Source organism: Haloferax volcanii DS2 (genome assembly GCF_000025685.1).
In the GTDB taxonomy this organism is placed as follows: domain Archaea; phylum Halobacteriota; class Halobacteria; order Halobacteriales; family Haloferacaceae; genus Haloferax; species Haloferax volcanii.
This window is the reverse complement of sequence record NC_013967.1, coordinates 463,230-480,679: the sequence shown is the minus strand read 5'-3', so window position 1 is coordinate 480,679 and position 17,450 is coordinate 463,230. Positions and strand designations below refer to the sequence as shown.

Sequence of the window (17,450 nt, the reverse complement as noted above, 5' to 3'; positions counted from 1 at the left end):
GCGAACCTCGTCGGCAACGCCGGACGTTTATATCGCGCCTGCGAACGGCCGTCCATGACAGCACTCGTGACCTTCGGCGAGACGATGCTTCGGCTGTCGCCGCCGCGTGGCGAGCGACTCGAAACCGCCCGCGAACTCGAAGTGCAGGCGGGCGGCGCGGAGTCGAACGTCGCCGTCGCCGCCGCCCGACTCGGCCGGGACGCCGCGTGGTTCTCGAAGCTCCCGGACTCGCCGCTCGGCCGGCGAATCGTCAGCGAACTCCGGAGCCACAGCGTCGACACCGACGGCGTCGTCTGGACCGACGACGCGGACGCCCGACAGGGCGTCTACTACCTCGAACACGGGGCGTCACCGCGCCCGACGAACGTCGTCTACGACCGCGCCGACGCGGCCGTGACGACGCTGGAGACGGGCGAGTTCGACCTCGACGCCGTCCGCGACGCCGAGGTGTGTTTCACGAGCGGCATCACGCCCGCGCTCTCCGAGACGCTCTCCGAGACCACCGCCGACGTGCTCGACGAGGCCCAGAACGCCGGGACGACGACCGCCTTCGACCTGAACTACCGGACGAAACTCTGGTCGCCCGACGAGGCGGCCGAAGTCTACCGCGACCTGCTCGACTCGGTCGACCTGCTTTTCGCCGCCGAGCGCGACGCGGCGACCGTCCTCGGGCGCGACGGCGACGCCGAGTCGGTCGCCCGCGGGCTCGCCGATGACTACGACATCGAAACCGTCGTCGTCACCCGCGGCGAGGAAGGGTCGCTCGCGGTGTCCGACGGCGCGGTGTCCGAACAGGGCGTCTACGAAACGGAGACGTACGACGCCATCGGCACCGGCGACGCCTTCGTCGGCGGTTTCCTCGCGAAGCACCTCGACGGCGGGAGCGTGACCGAGTCGCTGGAGTGGGCCTCGGCGACGGCGTCGTTCAAGCGGACCGTCGAGGGCGACATCGCCGTCGTCACCCCCGAGGACGTCGAGCGCGTCGTCGCGGAGGAGGGCGACGGCATCTCGCGGTAGCGCGCAGTCACCCGCGGTAGCTCGCAGTCGCACGCCGACCCGTCAGCGAAATCGGACGACCCACCGACGATAACGATTTTCCGTCACAGTCGAAGGGTCAGATTCAAACCCGCCACGACGATACCCGCTTTCGGTAATGGCAACACTCTCGTTCGAACCGCTGACGTACGACGACATCCCGGAGGCTGAGCGGCCGTCGCTCGCGCAGGCGCTCGTCCCCGTCGTCGGGATGCTCGTCTTCCTGAGCGTCGGCGTCATCTGGCTCGGGCTCGACCCGCAGTTGCCGCTTCTGTGGGGCATCATCCTCACCGGCGCGGTGGGTCGCTACTGGCTGGGGCTGCCGTGGACCCGGCTCTCGGCGGGCATCCGCGACGGCATCAACATGGGACTGTCGGCGCTTCTCATCCTGCTCGTCGTCTACATGCTCATCTCGACGTGGACCGCCGCGGGGACGATTCCCGCGCTCATCTACTACGGCCTCGACTTCCTGTCGCCGGCGGTGTTCCTCCCCGTGGCGACGCTGCTTTCGGCCGTGGTCACCTTCGCCATCGGCTCGTCGTGGACGACCGCCGCGACGCTGGGCGTCGCCTTCATCGGCATCGGCTCGGGGCTGGGGATGCCCGACGCGATGACCGCCGGCGCGGTTCTGACGGGCGCGTACACCGGCGACAAGGTGTCGCCGTTTTCCGACACGACGAACCTCGCGGCCGCCGTCACGAACACCGAACTCCTGACCCACGTCCGGACGATGCGCGTCGGGACGGCCATCGCGCTGGCAATCTCGCTCGTCGCCTACGCCGCCCTCGGCCTCACGGCGAGCGGGAGCATCCCGGCCGGGCGCGTCGCGGAGATGCAGGCGGCCATCGCCGGGTCGTACGCCGTGACCCCGCTGGTGTTCGCGCCGCTCGTCGTGACGTTCGTCCTCGCGCTCCGGGGGTATCCCGCCTTACCGTCTATCGTCGCGGGCGTGGTCGCCGGGACGTTCACCCAACTGTTCGTCCAAGGCCCCGTCTCGGTCGACACCTTCGTCGGCGCGTGGAACGTCGCCTTCGCGGGCACCGCGCCCTCGACGGGCGTCGAGACGGTCGACTCGCTGCTCGCCTCCGACGGCCTGCTCGGGTCGGCGTGGACGATGACGGTCATCCTCGCGTCGCTGTCGCTCGGCGGGATTCTCGAACGGACCGGCTGTATCGCCGTCCTCGCACACCACCTCCGGCGGGTGCTCACCTCGGTCGCCTCGCTGACGGTCGGGACGGCCGCTTCGTCGCTTGCGATGAACGCCATCGCGGCCGACCAGTACATGAGCATCGTCGTCCCCGGCATGAGCTTCCGCGGCCTCTACGACGACTTCGACCTCGAAAGCCGGAACCTCTCGCGGGCCATCGAGTCCGCGGGGACGACCACGAGCGCGCTCATCCCCTGGGGGACCGGCGGCGCGTACATGGCCGACGTGCTCGGCGTGCCGACGCTCCAGTACGCGCCCTACTACTTCCTCGGCTTCCTCTCGCCGCTCATCCTCGTGGCGATTGGGCTGTCGGGGTGGCGAGTCACGGAACAGGGCTCCGACACCGACGCCGGTCTCCGCGGCGCGGTCGCGTCCTTCGGCGACGACGACTGAGCGAGCGCCGAGGTGCGCGGGCGACGACCCGCCGGCGGCGACCTCCGGCGGCGACCCACCGACGACGACCCCCCGCGGTCGCCGGGCGACCGGCAGGCGTATTTCCGTTCGTCCAGTAGCCGCGGACATGGAGGTCACGACGGCCGGCCGATTTCGGGTCTATCGCAGTCCGCGCGACGGAGACGAACTCCTCTTGCTCGAACTCCCCGACGAGCGCGTCGACTGGACCGACCCGGCCGTCGAGACCGACGCCGACGACGCCTACTCTCCGACCTACGTCCCGCGAACGGGCTACGACGGCGACCTCGAAGCGCGCGTGTCGGCGCTCGAACCCGGCAACGAAATCGAGGCCACGCTGCGCTGGGACGACGGCGACCCGCGGTTCGAGGAACTGTCGGTCCGCGACCGAACCCGGTTCCGGTTCGTCGGGGCCGCGACGGGGCTGTTCGAGGCCGCCCGCGAGACGTGGCGGGCGACCGGCGACGGCGAGGCCATCGGGTCGCGCGTCACCTACGGGACCGACGGCGACCCCAACGCCGTGCTCTACGTCTTCGCGAAACAGCCCGGCGCGCGCGACCTGTTCGACGAGTTCGGCGACGGCGTCGTCCCCGTGGACCCGCTTTTGGACCGCCTCGACGACGAGACCGACGCGCCGGACGCGCCCCGCGAGATGTTCGTCCTGCGCCCCCTCGACGAGGAGTTCGTCCTCGTCGCCATCGCGCTCGACCGCGAAGGGCTGTTCGCGCGGACGATGCGCGACACCTACTGCTGACGCCGCAGCGTCGCGGGCGGCGACGCCGACCCGCCGCGGTCCACTCGGTCACTCGTCGCCGTCGCCGTCGCTCGACGCGCGGGAACCGCACTCGGAACACCGGTAGACGGTTCGCCAGCCGCCGCCGGTGACGAACCGCCGTCGAAACGAGTGTCTCGCGCCGCAGTCGTCGCAGACCGTCGGCGGTCCGGCCGGGTCGGGAGCGTCGCGCATACGCCGAATCGTGGCGGCTGCGACCTAAATCTCACCGCCGACCGATACCGACGGGAGAGCGGCCGGTCGAGTTCGAAGGGCTCGGCAGAAAAGCCGGGCGACGAGGCGCGTCAGTCCTCTTGGGTCCAGCGCTGGTAGACCGCGGAGCCGCCGAGGACGGCGAAGACGAGCGAGCCGAGACCGGGCGCGCCGACGGCCGAGATGACGGGGACGCCGACGGCGACGGCAATCATGAGGACGATGCCGAGCGCGGCGAGAGCGGCGTAGTACTCGCTCCACGAGAGTTCGCCCTCGGGGACGACCTCCATGTAGACCGTCACGTCGCCCGCCTCGGCCAGCGAGACGACTTTCGACTCCTCGTCGTAGTTCACGATATCCAGTTCAGCGAGTTTCGGGATGTGGGTCTGTTGCAGCGAGACGTAGGCGCTCTGCCGGATGTTCCGCGGGGGCGGCGACTCTCCGGTCTCGGCTTCCGCGATGCGTTCCGAGAGTTCGCGGAGCGTCAGGTCGCTGTCTTGGAGGTACTCGATGGCCATCCGACGGCGGTCGTTACTCAGTACCTCGTGAATACGCGTCTCGGAGAGTCCGGGTTCGGATGTTGTCGCCATACGAGGATTCGATCGGTTTGTGACTGGTCGCTTCTCCTATATCAACGGTTCGCCTCCGGTATCGAAATCAAAAACGTCGACCGCGACCGAATCACCCGACAGGACTCCCGTCACCCGCGTTTCGGGGCGGATTGGCGACAGCTGTCAGCCGGGCGTCGGCCACAAGAACCATCTACTGGGAGATTCGCACGACCCGCGACCCCCGAGCGTCGACGACTCGGTGCTGCGAGCGACGACGTTACGGGCATCGTCGAGGCTGAGGACGGACCGCGGCGCGCCGCCCAGCGCGCGAGAGGTCGGGCCGCGCGTCGGCGTCCCCTCAGTCGTCGTCAGAGACGGTCCCGGCCGACGACCCGTCCGGCGACCCGCCGAGCACGTTCTCCCGGAGGTCGGATTCGATGGCCTCCAGCGACCGCCCCTTCGTCTCGGGGACGAACCGATAGGTGAACGCGAGCGCGACGGCGCTCAGCGCCGCGAACACCCAGAACGTCCCCGCGGTCGTGATTTCTGCGACCATGACGGGGAAGGCGAGCGATACCGCGAGGTTCGCCACCCAGTTGAACACCGTGACGACGCCCATGGCCGTCCCGCGGACCTTCAGCGGGTAAATCTCGGAGATGAGAAGCCAGAACACCGGGCCGAGACCGACGGCGAAGAAGGCCACGTAGAGCATGAGGCTCCCGGTGGCGACCGTGCCGACGAATCCCGAAAAGCCCGGCAGGTAGAACGCCGCGCCGAGCGCGACGAGCGTGAGCGTCATCCCCGCGAGGCCGACCGAAAGCAGCGGGCGGCGGCCCCGACGGTCGATGAGAACGACCGCGACGACGGTCATGACGACGTTGACGACGCCGATGCCGACCGTGGCGAGGATGGACGCCGAGGACTCGAAGCCGGTCGATTCGAGAATCGTCGGCGCGTAGTAGATGACCGTGTTGATGCCGGTGACCTGCTGGAGGACGGCGAGGCCGACGCCGACGACGAGCGCCGGGCGCATCCACGGTTCGAGGAGGTCGAGCAGGCCGCCGTCTTCCGCCTCGATGGTCTCGTTAATCTCTGCGAGTTCGGCCCGAATCTGGTCGTCGGTGCGGGTCCGCGAGAGCACGTCACGGGCCTTCGACTCCCGGTCGTGTTCGACCAGCCAGCGGGGGCTCTCGGGCATGAACACCATCCCGACCGCGAGGATGACCGCGGGCACCATGCCGGTGCCGAGCATCCAGCGCCACTGCCCGCCGTCGGCGAAGGCGTAGTTGACGAAGTACGACGAGAGGATGCCGACCGTGACCGCGAGCTGGTTCAGCGAGACCAGCGAACCGCGAATCTTCGGCGGCGCGATTTCGGAGAGATACAGCGGGCCGACGATAGAGGCGAAGCCGATGGCGACGCCGTCGATGAGTCGCCCGACGACGAGCACCTCGACGGTCGGCGCGATAGCCATCACCAGCGAGCCGACGAAGAAGACGACGGCGCTGACGAGGATGAGCCGCCTGCGACCCCATCGGTCTGCGAGGTAACCGCCGAGCGCCGCGCCGAGTGCCGCGCCCGCCAGCGCGCCGCTGACGACGATGCCCTCCACCAGCGGCGTCATCGTGAACGCGTCTCTGATGTAGAGGAACGCGCCCGAGATGATGCCCGTGTCGAACCCGAACAGCAGTCCGTTGAGGGCGGCGAGCGCGGCCGTCACGTAGACGAACCGGTTTCGACCGTCCGCCTCGGGTGCGTCAGTATCGACTGTCATAAATTGTACTCGTTCGTTATGTATTCGGTTCTGAGTTAGAAAATTTACGACGTATTATCAACAGACGAAAATTAACATATTCGATTCGGTGAGACGTATACGACGCCGGTGTCAGCCGTTTTCTCGGACGAGTTCTGACTCTGACACCCGATACTGTTAGATTAAAAACTCAAACAGACCCGATTCAGAAACAAATTTGTGATCTGATAAGATACGACGAGAAGACTCAACAGGCCGCGGCGACGACATCGGACGATGAGCGACGCCGTCCCCATCGTCATCTACACGCGCACGGAGTGTCACCTCTGCGACGAGGCCGAAGCGACCGTTCGCGAGGTCGCAGACGAGGTGGATGTCACGGTCGATATCGACCTCGTGAACGTCGACAGCGACGAGGAACTCCGCGAGAAGTACGGGGAGCGCGTGCCCTACGTCTACGTCGACGGCCGACCGGCGTTCAAGTTCCGCGTCGACGCCGACCGACTCGGGGAGAAGCTGACGGCGGCGCGGGAGTGAGCGACGCACAGTCGTCGTCGGGTGCGGTCCACCCGACGCCGGGGTCGCGCGCTTCAGGCGGGCGTACGCCTATGGCCTCGGCGCGCCTTTTGATACGCATGGAAGCTGACAGACGACTCCTCCGCGAGGCGCGGGAGCGACTCGACGGGTGGACGTACACGGCCCGCGACCGGGCGTACCGCGAGCTGTTCGCCGGTGACGACGCCGCCGTCACGGCCGAGGAGCGGCAGCTTCTCGACGAGGTGGACGCGGAACTCGCGGGCGACGGCGACGACGGGCTCTGGGGGACGGACGAGTACGCCGTCGTCATGGGCCATCCGAAGAACCACCCGATTTCGGTCGTCTGCACCCGCCACCCGGAGATTCCGTCGTCGTGGTCGCGGGGCGGCGAGAGCCTGACCGAGCCGGAGCGCGAGCAGTTCAACGACCTCCTGTGGGACTACTGCGAGCGCGTCCGCCGGTACGTCCAAGACGAGGTCGACGAGTTCGTCGGCGTCGCGGGCGTCCCCGAGGAGTAGCCGGCGTCGCGGCGGCCGACCCCCGGCGTCGAAACGGTTCCGAGAGCCGCGACGCCCCGCGTTCGCCCCGATTCCGACGGTGTGAGAACGAGTCCCGCATTCAAGCCCGCGGAGACCCTATCGGTCGACCATGAGCGATACTGAGACACTGGACGCCATCCGTGAGTTCGAACACGACGGAACCACGTACAAGATGGCGGACCTGACCGTACTCGAAGAACAGGGCCTCTGCGAACTCGACAGGCTCCCGGTGAGCATCCGCATCCTCCTGGAGTCCGTACTGCGAAACGTCGACGGCGACATCGTCACCGAGGAGGACGTGCGAAACGCCGCCTCGTGGGAGCCGGACGTGCCGAACGTCGAAGTCCCGTTCACGCCGTCTCGCGTCGTGTTGCAGGACCTGACTGGCGTGCCCGCCGTCGTCGACCTCGCGGCGCTCCGGTCGGCCGCCGACCGCGCCGGCGAGGACCCGAAACTCGTCGAGCCCGAAGTTCCCTGTGACCTCGTCATCGACCACAGCGTGCAGGTGGACTTCTTCGGCACGCCCGACGCCTACGAGAAGAACGTCGAACTGGAGTACGAGCGCAACGCCGAGCGCTACAAGGCGCTCAAGTGGGCGCAGAACGCCTTCGACAACTTCAGCGTCGTCCCGCCGGGCACGGGCATCGTCCACCAGGTGAACCTCGAACACCTCGGGCGGGTCGTCCACGACCGCGAGTGGCGCGGCGACCGCTGGCTCCTCCCCGACACGCTCGTCGGCACCGACAGCCACACGCCGATGATAGGCGGCATCGGCGTCGTCGGCTGGGGCGTCGGCGGCATCGAGGCCGAGGCGGCGATGCTCGGCCAGCCCATCACGATGAAGCTCCCCGAGGTCGTCGGCGTCAGACTCGACGGCGAACTCCCCGAGGGCGCGACCGCGACCGACCTCGTGTTACACGTCACCGAACAGCTCCGCGAGGTCGGCGTCGTCGATCGGTTCGTCGAGTTCTTCGGCCCCGGCGTGGGGAACTTGTCTGTCCCCGACCGGGCGACCATCTCCAACATGGCCCCCGAACAGGGGTCGACCATCAGCGCCTTCCCGGTCGACGAGGCGACGCTGGACTACCTCGAACTCACGGGCCGCGAGCCCGAACACATCGAACTCGTCCGCGAGTACCTCGAATCGCAGGGCCTCTTCGGCGAGCAACACCCCGAGTACACGGAGACGGTCGACGTGGACCTCTCGGCGGTCGAACCGAGCCTCGCCGGGCCGAAGCGCCCGCAGGACCGCGTCGCCATGGGCGACATGAAGACGCACTTCCGAAACCTGCTCTACGGCGAGTTCGAGGACGATGTCGCCGACGTGGACGAGGAGGCCATCGTCCGCTGGCTCGGCGAGGGCGGGGGCGGAGGCGACGACGGCGAACTCGCGGGCGACGGCGGGACGCTGACCGAGACGCCCGAGGCGGCCCCGGAAGAACCCGACCTCGGTGAGCTGACGAAACGCGTCGAAGTCGACCTCGGCGGCGAGACGGTCGAAATCGGCCACGGGAGCGTCGTCGTCAGCGCCATCACCTCCTGTACGAACACCTCGAACCCGTCGGTCATGGTCGCCGCGGGCCTCCTCGCGCGCAACGCGCTGGAGAAGGGCCTCGACGTGCCCGAGTACGTGAAGACGAGCCTCGCGCCGGGGAGCCGCGTCGTCACGGAGTACCTAAAGAAGGCCGGCCTGCTCCCCCATCTCGAAGCGCTCGGCTACGACGTGGTCGGCTACGGCTGTACCACCTGCATCGGCAACGCCGGGCCGCTCCCGGAACCCATCGAGAGCGCCATCGACGAACACGGCCTGTGGACGACGAGCGTCCTCAGCGGCAACCGCAACTTCGAGGCGCGCATCCACCCGAAGATTCGCGCGAACTACCTCGCCAGCCCGCCGCTGGTCGTCGCTTACGGCCTCGCCGGGCGGATGGACATCGACCTCGAAACCGACCCGCTCGGCACCGACGACGACGGCAACGCGGTCTACCTCGCGGACATCTGGCCGGACGCCGACGAGATACGGGAGACCATCCACGACAGCGTCGACCCGTCGATGTTCCGCGAGAAGTACGCCGAGGTGTTCGAGGGCGACGAGCGCTGGGAGGCGCTCGAAGCGCCGACCGGCGACGTGTACGACTGGGACGACGAGTCGACCTACATCCGCGAGCCGCCGTTCTTTACGGACTTCCCGCTGGAGAAACCCGGCGTCTCCGACATCGAGGACGCCCGCTGTCTCCTGACGCTCGGCGACACGGTGACGACCGACCACATCAGCCCGGCCGGACCGTTCGGGTCGAAGCTCCCGGCCGGCCAGTGGCTCGTGGACAACGGCGTCGACCCCGTGGACTTCAACACCTACGGCTCCCGCCGCGGCAACCACGAGGTGATGATGCGCGGGACGTTCGCCAACGTCCGCATCGAAAACCAGATGCTCGACGACGTGGAGGGCGGCTACACGATTCACCACCCGCCGGGCGAGGAGACGACCGTCTTCGAGGCCAGCCAGCGCTACCGCGAGGAGGGGACCCCACTCGTCGTCCTCTCGGGCGTCGAGTTCGGGACCGGCTCCAGCCGCGACTGGGCGGCGAAGGGCACCGACCTCCTCGGCGTGCGCGCGACCATCGCCGAGAGCTACGAGCGCATCTACCGCGACAACCTCGTCGGTATGGGCGTCCTCCCGCTCCAGTTCGAAGACGGCGACTCGTGGGAGTCGCTCGGCCTCGACGGCTCCGAGCAGTTCGACATCCGCGGCCTCGACGACGGCCTCGACGTCAACGACGAACTGACCGTCGTCGCTACGAAAGACGACGGGACCGAAATCGAGTTCGACGTGACCGCGCAGGTCGGCACGCCCGCCGCGGTGACGTACGTCGAACACGGCGGCATCCTCCACTACGTGCTCCGTCGGCTCCTGACCGAGAACTGACGCCGGGAGGCAGTCAGCGGACTGCATCGGGGGGCCGAATCGGGGAACTGAGTCGGGGTACCACCCCGACCGCGTTCGACCCACGCGTCGGACTCGCGGAGCGTCACGAGTCACCGAAGACGCGTAGATTCATCACCCGTTGCGTGCTACATCATAGCATGGTAACCGTGACACCCTCGGTCCGCCCGACGTGGACGGACCTCGCGCGTCGCGGGCTGGCGACCGCGGCGGTCGCGAGCGTCGCGAACGCGCTCTTGTTGACGCTCGTCCTCGGAACGGGGCTCGTCGAGCCGTTCGCACCACTTTCGTACCCGCCGGTCGTGTTCCTCTCGGCCGCCGGCGCGGTCGCGGCGACGCTCGTCTACGGACTGCTCACGGGCCGCGTCACCGACGCGGACCGGACGTTTTTCAGGGTCGCGGTTGCGGTGCTCGTGGCGTCGTTCCTCCCCGACATCGGGCTCCTGTACGTCGACCCCGGAGCGACCGTGCCGGGCGTCCTCGTGTTGATGCTGATGCACGTCGTCGTTGCGGCGGTCTGCGTGGCGTCGCTCACCGAACTCGGGTGGGGCGTCCCGAAGGGAACCGACCGGACGGGCCCGAAGAGTGACCGCGCGACCGCCGTGCGAGCTCTGTTTAGGATGCCCTAAAAACCGAAGACACTATGTTGTTTTAGGTTGGCCTAAATGGTATGGCCGACAAGGAGTCGCACCGGTCGTCGAGACCGAACCGACACGGCGCGCTCGCGTGCGGCGGCGGAACCGTCGCGGGTGAGTGTTGACCATGCGCGATTGCCTCGGCGTCGAACCCGCCGGTCCGAGTGTACTGTCGCGGTCGGACGCGCCGGATGTTCGGAGGTGCAGACGTGGTTGCTGACTGCGCCGCGGACGTCCGAGACGCGCTTGACCGCGTCGCGAGCGAGCGCGAACAGGTGCTGGCGAAGCGACGGGCCGTCGAGCGGTTCGAACGCCGCGTGCGAAAGCTCGCCGCGCAGTCGGCGCGCCCCCCGGCCGGGACCACCCGGGCGACCGCGTGCGGGACCGCGTCGGTGGCAGCGGCGACCCGACGAGACGACGCCGCCGACGAGGGTCGACGGCGGGTCCGCGAGCTGTTCGCGGAGACGATACGCCCGCACAGCGTCTCCGACGTGAGCGAGTCCGAACCGCTCGCGGTGACGATACGCGAGGAGTTCGGCCCGGAGGTCGCGACGGCGCTCTCCCCGGACGCCGGGAGCCGGTTCACGCCGGCGGCCAAAGAGGCGGTCGTGTCGGCGGCGACGGAGCGACAGCGAGGTCTCGACGGGATGTGCCGGGCGCTCGACGGCGAAGAGCGGTCGCTTCGGGCGGCGCTCGCCGTGCTGGACGAGTGCGAAGACTGGGTGGCACGGGCGGACGAGACGCCGCTTTCGGAGCTGGGGTTCGACGCCCTCCGGCGGCGTCACGAGACGCTCGCCGGCCACCGCGAGGCGTGCGACCGACTGGTCCGCGAGCGACAGCGACACCTCAACGGGGCGACCCACCACACCGCGGCGGTCGAAGTTGACCACCGATTTCTCGCGACGTACCTCTACGAGGACCGCGCGACCGACTACCCGGTCTTGGCGGCCGCGACCCGCGTGGACGACAGCTGCGCGGACTGTCAGCGAGCCGTGCGCGACCACCTCGTCCGCCGCGTATGATCGGCGCGCCGCAGTATCTCCTCACGCTGTACATCGCCGAGCGGGAGGACGACGAGGAGTCACCGATTTCGCCGGGGTACGTCGCAGACGCGCTCGACCGCTCGCCGCCCGCGGCGACAGAGCGCCTCCAGAACCTCGATGCCAAGGGACTCGTGGACTACGAGCCCTACGAGGGCGCGACGCTCACTGCGGAGGGGCGCGACGCCGCCGCGGACCTCTACGACACCTACCAAATCCTCTCGCGGTTCTGCCGGGACGTGCTCGGCGTCAACGACCACGAAGGCGAGGCGATGCAACTAGTCGGAAACGTCAGCCCGACGGTCGCCGAGCGCCTCTCGGCGACGCTGCTTCGCGGCGACGGCGACCGCGACGGAGCGCGTCAGGCGGCTGGGTCGGAATCGACGTCGTCCCCGGACAACCCCGCGAGCTGAACGCATCGGCGTAAATCCGAACGATCCTTGATGCTTGTCAACAAATGGCACTAATTTGCCGCGACGGAACCGTACCCTTTTTGTTTTAGGCCCCCCTAAAGCGTCGCAATGGCCGCTGGTACGCAGTCGAACTCTGAATCCGTGTCGGAGCCCGACCGACCCGACTCCCCCGAGATATCCGTCTGCAAGGGTGGACCGGGGAAGTCGGTGTTCATGGAGTCGGGCAACAGCGACGGCTGGATTTCGAGCGACGTGACTATCGACGTGACGCGATAGTACCCGTTCGAACGGGCGCGCTCGGGACGCGAGCGCGACGAGTACGGGAGCTACGCGTCGCGGGAAAAAGCGTCGAACGTCGGAACGAAAACGGCGTCCTCCGACGCGTCGGCGGCGGCGCTTACTGAACGAGCGTGTCGTCTTCGAGGTAGTGGTCGATGACGTGGGCGTGTTCTTCGATTTCGATGAGTTGCTCGCGGAGCATGTGCGCCGTCGTGTGGTCCCCGAGACCCGCGGCGAGTTCGATGTGTTCGCGGTAGCTCTCGATGATGTCGCCGTACATTTCGAGGTCGTTCGACAGCGAGGTGCGGATGTCGTAGACGTCCTCGTCTTCGGGCTCGACCGTCGCGGCCTCGCTCAGCGCGGGCATGCTGGCGTGGGGGACGCCGCCGATGGACTGGAGGCGCTCCGCGATTTCGTCGGCGGCCTCCTCGACTTCCTCGTAGGCCTCCTGGAGGAACTCGTGGATGCGGAGGTGCTCGGCACCTTCGACGTTCCAGTGGTGCTTGTGGAGCTGGTGGTAGAGGACGTACGCGTCCGCGAGGTCGGTGTTCAGCGCTTCGATAATCTGCTCGGCTTTCTCGGTGTCGAGTCGAACCGGGTTGTCGCCGACGCTGCCTGCTTCCTTGAGGACTGACTTCTGTGTGCTCATCTCGACTGGTAGTTGGGACTGCGAGCACTTAATACTTATCCGAGAACGAACAATTTTTCGTGTGGCCTAAAATCACGTTTGTCGATATCGGATTATCGCTTCTAAAACGGCGACTGAAGCGTGTGAAGTGGCAGCACGGACTCGGTCGTGGCGACCGTGAGGTGGCGACCGTGTCGCAGTAACTATCATATTCATTACGATACTGTCCGTCGGCCGGGAGCTGCCTCGTGGGAGCCTGTCAGAAGGGGGGCGCACTCGCACGCTGGCGCGGTCACCGCGAACGGAGTCCCAGTCTCGCGGGACCGTTCCGCCCTCGTCGCGCATCGTGAGCGCGACGGCGTCGGATGCGCTCAGGCGTGCGATCAACACCCTTTTGCGCGGTGCCGTCGAGCGAATAGCCGTGTTCCGACCTGTGCTCAGCCCGGCCGACGACTTGCCGGCGCGCGGCGTCACCGACCGCGCGCGGAGTGAGTGACGTGTTCGTCGACGCCCTCCGGTACCCGTTCGCGGACCGGGCGCGAGTGGACGGCACCGCGACGTGTCTCGTCGCGCTGCTGGTCGGTGGGACGCTCCTCCGACTCGCAGCGCGACTCTGGCCAGACCTCACGTTTCTGGCCCCGGCGCTCGCCGCGGTCGTCCCCCTCGTCGTCTTCCTCGGCCTCGTCGGCGGCGTGCTCGCCGGCGACGGCTTTCCCCCGCTGGCGACGACCGAGACGCTCAGACTCGCCGGGCGAGTGGTCGGCGTCGCCTCCGTCTACCTCTTCCCGGCCGCGGTCACCGTCGTCGCCGTCGGCTACGTGACCGCGACCGGCTCGATTCCGGCCGTGCTGACCGGCGTGACGACGGCGATGCTCGCGACCGTCGCGCTGCTCGTCACGGTCGTCTGCGCGTATCTCTTTCCGGCCGCGACCGCCGTGAGCGTTCACGAGGGACTCCGCGCGGGGCTCCGGCGAGACGCCCTTCGCGGGGCGGCCTCGGGGACGTACTTCTTCGCGTGGGTGGGCGCGGCCGTCCTCGTCGTCCTCGCGTGGAGCGCGCTCGCGGCGACGATTTCGCGGAGCGTCGCCGCCCTCCTGGCGCTCGGCTGGTGTGCGTACGCTCACGTCGCCGCCGCGGCGCTCGTCGCCGAAGGCGTCGGCCGGACCACCCCCTGGTGAGAAGAGAAACGGCGCGGGGTCGAACGACCGAAAAAGACGGGGCGGTTAGCCGAGGTCGATCTGCTGTGCGGCTTCTTCCATCGACCGATTGTGGAGCGCTTCGCCCGTCCTGCCGTCGAAGAAGTGGATTGCCTCCTCCGGAATCTGCGCGACGACCGTCTCGCCCGGACTGATGCGCGTGAGGCCGTCCGTGGTCGCGACCAGCGTCTCTGCGGTCTCGGGGTCTGCGTCGGGCTCGAAATACAGGTACAGCGTGTTCTCGTCGCCCATCGGCTCGACGACGTCGACCGTCATCTCGAAGTCGTGGTCGCCGCTCGCGGCCTCGACGAGTTCGACGGACTCGGGTCGAATCCCGAGGACGAGGTCGGTCACGTCGCCGATGTCGTCGCGTATCTCCGCGCCGACCGGGTACTCGAAGGAGTCACCGACCAGGCGGTCGCCCTCGCGAGTCACGTCGAAGAAATTCATCGACGGCTCGCCGAGGAAGCTCGCGACGAACTGGTTTGCGGGCTCGTGGTAACACTCCAGCGGCGTCGCAATCTGCTGGAGTTCCCCGCCGTCGAGGATGGCGATGCGGTCGCCCATCGTCATCGCTTCCGTCTGGTCGTGGGTGACGTAGACGGTCGTGACGCCGAGGTCGTCTTGGAGTCGCTGGAGCTCAGTCCGCATCTGCGCGCGGAGCTTCGCGTCCAGGTTGCTGAGCGGTTCGTCCATCAGGAACACCTCGGGGTCGCGCACGATGGCGCGGCCGAGTGCGACGCGCTGCTGTTGGCCGCCCGAGAGGTCGCTCGGCTTCCGGTCCAACAGGCTCGGGATGTCGAGCAGGTCGGCCGTCTCCGAGACCATCCGACCGATTTCGTCGTCCGGGAGGTCGGTCGATTCCTCCAGACCGAACGACATGTTCTGGCGGACGGTCATGTGCGGGTACAGCGCGTACGACTGGAACACCATCGCGATGTCGCGGTCCTGAGAGGCCACGTCGTTGATGACGCGGTCGCCGAGCGAAATCGTGCCCGACGTAATCGTCTCCAGGCCCGCAATCATCCGGAGCGTCGTCGACTTGCCACAGCCCGACGGACCGACGACGACGAGGAACTCCCCGTCGTCAATCGACATCGAGATGTCGTCGACAGCGACGATTTCGTCGTCGCCGTCCTGGAACGTCTTCGTTATCGAATCGAGTTCAAGCGTTGCCATATCTCTGAGTAGGTATCGTTGGTGAGCTGTCGGTTCCGCGCCGCGCCGGGAGTCGCCGCCGGTGGCCGCGGTCGCCGTGCGAGACGGTCTCGACGGCGGTCGCGTCGCCGTGACGACGCGTCACGCCGCCACCCCCTCGGCGAACTCGTCGCCGAAGAAGATGTACACCGCGAGCGTCGGGAGCGCCGCGAAGAACGCCCCGGCCATCCGGAGCGCGAAGTCCTGTCCCTCGAGCGAGGTGCCGAGCCCCGCGAGAATCAACACGACGGGGGCCGCCGGACTCGACTCCGTCGAGACGAGCACCAGCGTGAACAGGAGGTCGTTCCAAATCTGGGTGAACTGGTAGATGAGGACCACGGCGAACATCGGTCCCGAAAGCGGGAAGACGATCCGCCGGTACACCCGCCGGAGCGTCGCCCCGTCGAGGCGCGCGGACTCGATCATCTCCTCGCTCATCGTCTTGTAGTACGTCCGGAACAGGAGCGTACAGATCGGAATCCCGTAGGCGACGTGGGTCACCACGAGTTCGACGATGCCGACGTAGTCGTTCGGAACACCGAGCGCCCAGACGAACGACAGCAGGTCGGTGAGCTGGGCCCACTGCGACCAGAACTGTGTCAGCGGCACCAACACGGCCTGATACGGGATGAAGATGCCCGCGATGATGAGCGCCAAGACCAGCGCCTTGTACGACTGCTTCCAGTCGGGAATCGTCAGCCCGTACGCCGTGATGCTGCCGACGAACGCCGAGATGACCGTCGCGGGCACGGCGTACAGCATGCTGTTGCCTATCCCGCGTAGCAGGGCTTCGACCGCCGCCTGCCACTTCTCCAGCGTGAACCCGGACGGCCCGGGCGGGGCGAACGGAGCGGTCTCGACGATTGCGGTCCCGGTCTTGATCGACGTGACCAATCCGGACTCGATGGGGACGAGATAGAACCCCGCCGCCAACAGCAGGACGACGTACAGACCGGCGTCCTCTATCGTCATCTGCTCGACGTTCCGGCGCAGTCGGGCCGTGAACGTCGCCGTTCCGCCGTCCGTTCGAAGCGTGTCGTCTGTCATAGGTTGTTCCTCCGGTACTCGTAGACGAGGTACGGGCCGATAACGCCGAGCGCCATCGCAAACAGGACGATAGCAATCGCCGCGCCGTACGCCCAGTTGAGGTTCGCGTACGCCTCGCGGACCATCTTCGTCGCTAAGATGTCGGCACCGTTCGGCGGCCGGTAGCCGCCGACCAGCGAGTAAAGGAAGTCGAACGCCTTCATGCCGAACACCATCAGCACGACGGCGGCGCTTATCGTCGCGCCCTTCAACTGCGGGATGATGACCCGCCAGTACATCTTCAGCGTCGACGCGCCGTCGACTTTTGCCGCCTCGTAGTGTTCGTCCGGAATCGCGCGGAGTCCGGCGAGGTACACGACCATCGCGTACCCGGAGAACTGCCACATCAACGCGAAGATGACCGCCCAGAGGACGATGGTCTGATTACCGAGCCAGCTAATCGGGCCGACGCCGACGAGACCGATGACGCGATTGGCGATTCCGTTGTTGTAGTTGTAAATCCACAGCCAGAACTGCGCCGTCACGACGAACGAGAGGCTCATCGGCAACAGATAGATCGTCCGGAACGAGTTCTCGAATCGGATTCCGCGGTCGATGAGAATCGCCAGTATGAGACCGACCGCGAGCGTTCCCGCCGTGAACGCGACGAGCAGTATGAACGTGTTGACCGCGGCGTCGATGAATCCCGAGTCCGCGAGCGCCCGCGTGTACATCTCGAAGTCGAGGTTCGAGTAGTCCGGCGCGTTCGCGAACCGCTGGTAGTCGGTCAGCGAGATGAGGAAGTTCCAGATGACCGCGCCGTAGACGAAAAGCCCCATCAGCAGGAACGGCGGGACCCAAAAAATCGACGATTCGAGGAAGTCGCTCCCGAGCAGTCCGTCGATTCCCGCGGCGAGGCGGTCCAACGACCCCGATTCGGAGTCCGGACTCCGGGAGTCCTCGTTCACGACGCCGCCGTCGGTGCGGACTGCATCGCGCTCGCCGCCGGCATCGTTGACCCGCTGGTCGTCAGCCGAGCCGGGAGTAATCGCGCGGCGCACTCGTTGGTAAAAA

At 67.5% G+C, this 17,450-nt stretch carries 17 protein-coding genes and 1 pseudogene; 11 read left to right on the top strand and 7 right to left on the bottom strand.

Translation table 11 applies throughout. The features are described from left to right. Positions 1 to 54 precede the first annotated feature (54 nt). The 3 genes from kdgK1 to HVO_RS07330 all read left to right on the top strand — a co-directional run bounded on the left by kdgK1 (position 55) and on the right by HVO_RS07330 (position 3,407). Positions 55 to 1,017 (top strand): bifunctional 2-dehydro-3-deoxygluconokinase/2-dehydro-3-deoxygalactonokinase, encoded by a 963-nt coding sequence (gene kdgK1, locus HVO_RS07340; RefSeq protein ID WP_004044382.1) that lies wholly within the window; start codon positions 55 to 57, stop codon positions 1,015 to 1,017. A gap of 136 nt (positions 1,018 to 1,153) precedes the next feature. Further along, entirely contained in the window at positions 1,154 to 2,635 is a 1,482-nt protein-coding gene (gene arcD / locus HVO_RS07335) for an arginine/ornithine antiporter ArcD (RefSeq protein ID WP_004044383.1), read from the top strand. Between the two features lie 127 nt (positions 2,636 to 2,762). Then, positions 2,763 to 3,407 (top strand): DUF6663 family protein, encoded by a 645-nt coding sequence (locus HVO_RS07330; protein WP_004044384.1) that lies wholly within the window; start codon positions 2,763 to 2,765, stop codon positions 3,405 to 3,407. Between the two features lie 48 nt (positions 3,408 to 3,455). Here HVO_RS07330 and HVO_RS20855 read toward each other — a convergent pair whose 3' ends face one another. The 3 genes from HVO_RS20855 to HVO_RS07320 form a co-directional block, all read right to left on the bottom strand. Continuing rightward, on the bottom strand, positions 3,456 to 3,620 hold the full coding sequence (locus HVO_RS20855; RefSeq protein ID WP_004044385.1) for a hypothetical protein: 165 nt from the start codon (positions 3,618 to 3,620) through the stop codon (positions 3,456 to 3,458). Positions 3,621 to 3,730: 110 nt separating this feature from the next. Beyond that, positions 3,731 to 4,228 (bottom strand): DUF7344 domain-containing protein, encoded by a 498-nt coding sequence (locus tag HVO_RS07325; protein WP_004044386.1) that lies wholly within the window; start codon positions 4,226 to 4,228, stop codon positions 3,731 to 3,733. Positions 4,229 to 4,547: 319 nt separating this feature from the next. Further along, complete coding sequence (locus tag HVO_RS07320; protein ID WP_004044387.1) at positions 4,548 to 5,963, bottom strand: sugar porter family MFS transporter; 1,416 nt, start codon at positions 5,961 to 5,963, stop codon at positions 4,548 to 4,550. A gap of 255 nt (positions 5,964 to 6,218) precedes the next feature. Between HVO_RS07320 and HVO_RS07315 the strand changes: the two genes are divergently transcribed. The 7 genes and pseudogenes from HVO_RS07315 (at position 6,219) to HVO_RS20850 (ending at position 12,326) form a co-directional block, all read left to right on the top strand. Then, entirely contained in the window at positions 6,219 to 6,479 is a 261-nt protein-coding gene (locus HVO_RS07315; protein ID WP_004044388.1) for a glutaredoxin family protein, read from the top strand. Between the two features lie 98 nt (positions 6,480 to 6,577). After that, positions 6,578 to 6,997 (top strand): DUF7539 family protein, encoded by a 420-nt coding sequence (locus tag HVO_RS07310; protein ID WP_004044389.1) that lies wholly within the window; start codon positions 6,578 to 6,580, stop codon positions 6,995 to 6,997. 130 nt (positions 6,998 to 7,127) lie between these two features. Continuing rightward, positions 7,128 to 9,944 (top strand): aconitate hydratase, encoded by a 2,817-nt coding sequence (locus HVO_RS07305; protein ID WP_004044390.1) that lies wholly within the window; start codon positions 7,128 to 7,130, stop codon positions 9,942 to 9,944. Positions 9,945 to 10,102: 158 nt separating this feature from the next. Then, a pseudogene (locus HVO_RS07300) lies at positions 10,103 to 10,551 on the top strand (DUF6069 family protein). Positions 10,552 to 10,788: 237 nt separating this feature from the next. Further along, a complete protein-coding gene (locus HVO_RS07295; RefSeq protein ID WP_013035231.1) occupies positions 10,789 to 11,619 on the top strand; it encodes a DUF7260 family protein in 831 nt (276 codons plus the stop codon). Beyond that, positions 11,616 to 12,050, top strand: coding sequence for a metal-dependent transcriptional regulator (locus tag HVO_RS07290; protein ID WP_004044393.1), 435 nt, complete (start codon positions 11,616 to 11,618; stop codon positions 12,048 to 12,050). Before HVO_RS07295 ends, HVO_RS07290 begins: the two co-directional genes overlap by 4 nt. 108 nt (positions 12,051 to 12,158) lie before the next feature. Then, the gene (locus HVO_RS20850) at positions 12,159 to 12,326 is read left to right on the top strand and encodes a hypothetical protein (RefSeq protein WP_004065234.1); all 168 of its coding nucleotides are present in this window, start codon (positions 12,159 to 12,161) and stop codon (positions 12,324 to 12,326) included. Between the two features lie 121 nt (positions 12,327 to 12,447). Here HVO_RS20850 and dpsA read toward each other — a convergent pair whose 3' ends face one another. Then, positions 12,448 to 12,978, bottom strand: a complete 531-nt coding sequence (dpsA, locus tag HVO_RS07285; protein ID WP_004044395.1) for a DNA starvation/stationary phase protection protein DpsA — start codon at positions 12,976 to 12,978, stop codon at positions 12,448 to 12,450. A 467-nt stretch (positions 12,979 to 13,445) separates the two neighbouring features. Here dpsA and HVO_RS07280 point away from each other — a divergent pair, with 467 nt between their 5' ends. Continuing rightward, entirely contained in the window at positions 13,446 to 14,135 is a 690-nt protein-coding gene (locus tag HVO_RS07280; protein ID WP_004044396.1) for a hypothetical protein, read from the top strand. Between the two features lie 45 nt (positions 14,136 to 14,180). On the opposite strand, the gene HVO_RS07275 is transcribed toward HVO_RS07280, so the two are convergent. From HVO_RS07275 to HVO_RS07265, 3 genes are all read right to left on the bottom strand, one after another. Next, complete coding sequence (locus HVO_RS07275; protein ID WP_004044397.1) at positions 14,181 to 15,332, bottom strand: ABC transporter ATP-binding protein; 1,152 nt, start codon at positions 15,330 to 15,332, stop codon at positions 14,181 to 14,183. A gap of 120 nt (positions 15,333 to 15,452) precedes the next feature. Then, complete coding sequence (locus tag HVO_RS07270; protein ID WP_004044398.1) at positions 15,453 to 16,397, bottom strand: carbohydrate ABC transporter permease; 945 nt, start codon at positions 16,395 to 16,397, stop codon at positions 15,453 to 15,455. Continuing rightward, a complete protein-coding gene (locus HVO_RS07265) occupies positions 16,394 to 17,437 on the bottom strand; it encodes a carbohydrate ABC transporter permease (RefSeq protein ID WP_004044399.1) in 1,044 nt (347 codons plus the stop codon). The genes HVO_RS07270 and HVO_RS07265 overlap by 4 nt, the downstream gene beginning before the upstream one ends. Positions 17,438 to 17,450 lie beyond the last annotated feature (13 nt).

Coding starts and splice junctions, on each gene's coding strand:
- kdgK1 (WP_004044382.1), top strand. CDS start 55: ATGACAGCACTCGTGACCTTCGGCGAGACGATGCTTCGGCTGTCGCCG.
- arcD (WP_004044383.1), top strand. CDS start 1,154: ATGGCAACACTCTCGTTCGAACCGCTGACGTACGACGACATCCCGGAG.
- HVO_RS07330 (WP_004044384.1), top strand. CDS start 2,763: ATGGAGGTCACGACGGCCGGCCGATTTCGGGTCTATCGCAGTCCGCGC.
- HVO_RS20855 (WP_004044385.1), bottom strand. CDS start 3,620: ATGCGCGACGCTCCCGACCCGGCCGGACCGCCGACGGTCTGCGACGAC.
- HVO_RS07325 (WP_004044386.1), bottom strand. CDS start 4,228: ATGGCGACAACATCCGAACCCGGACTCTCCGAGACGCGTATTCACGAG.
- HVO_RS07320 (WP_004044387.1), bottom strand. CDS start 5,963: ATGACAGTCGATACTGACGCACCCGAGGCGGACGGTCGAAACCGGTTC.
- HVO_RS07315 (WP_004044388.1), top strand. CDS start 6,219: ATGAGCGACGCCGTCCCCATCGTCATCTACACGCGCACGGAGTGTCAC.
- HVO_RS07310 (WP_004044389.1), top strand. CDS start 6,578: ATGGAAGCTGACAGACGACTCCTCCGCGAGGCGCGGGAGCGACTCGAC.
- HVO_RS07305 (WP_004044390.1), top strand. CDS start 7,128: ATGAGCGATACTGAGACACTGGACGCCATCCGTGAGTTCGAACACGAC.
- HVO_RS07295 (WP_013035231.1), top strand. CDS start 10,789: ATGTTCGGAGGTGCAGACGTGGTTGCTGACTGCGCCGCGGACGTCCGA.
- HVO_RS07290 (WP_004044393.1), top strand. CDS start 11,616: ATGATCGGCGCGCCGCAGTATCTCCTCACGCTGTACATCGCCGAGCGG.
- HVO_RS20850 (WP_004065234.1), top strand. CDS start 12,159: ATGGCCGCTGGTACGCAGTCGAACTCTGAATCCGTGTCGGAGCCCGAC.
- dpsA (WP_004044395.1), bottom strand. CDS start 12,978: ATGAGCACACAGAAGTCAGTCCTCAAGGAAGCAGGCAGCGTCGGCGAC.
- HVO_RS07275 (WP_004044397.1), bottom strand. CDS start 15,332: ATGGCAACGCTTGAACTCGATTCGATAACGAAGACGTTCCAGGACGGC.
- HVO_RS07270 (WP_004044398.1), bottom strand. CDS start 16,397: ATGACAGACGACACGCTTCGAACGGACGGCGGAACGGCGACGTTCACG.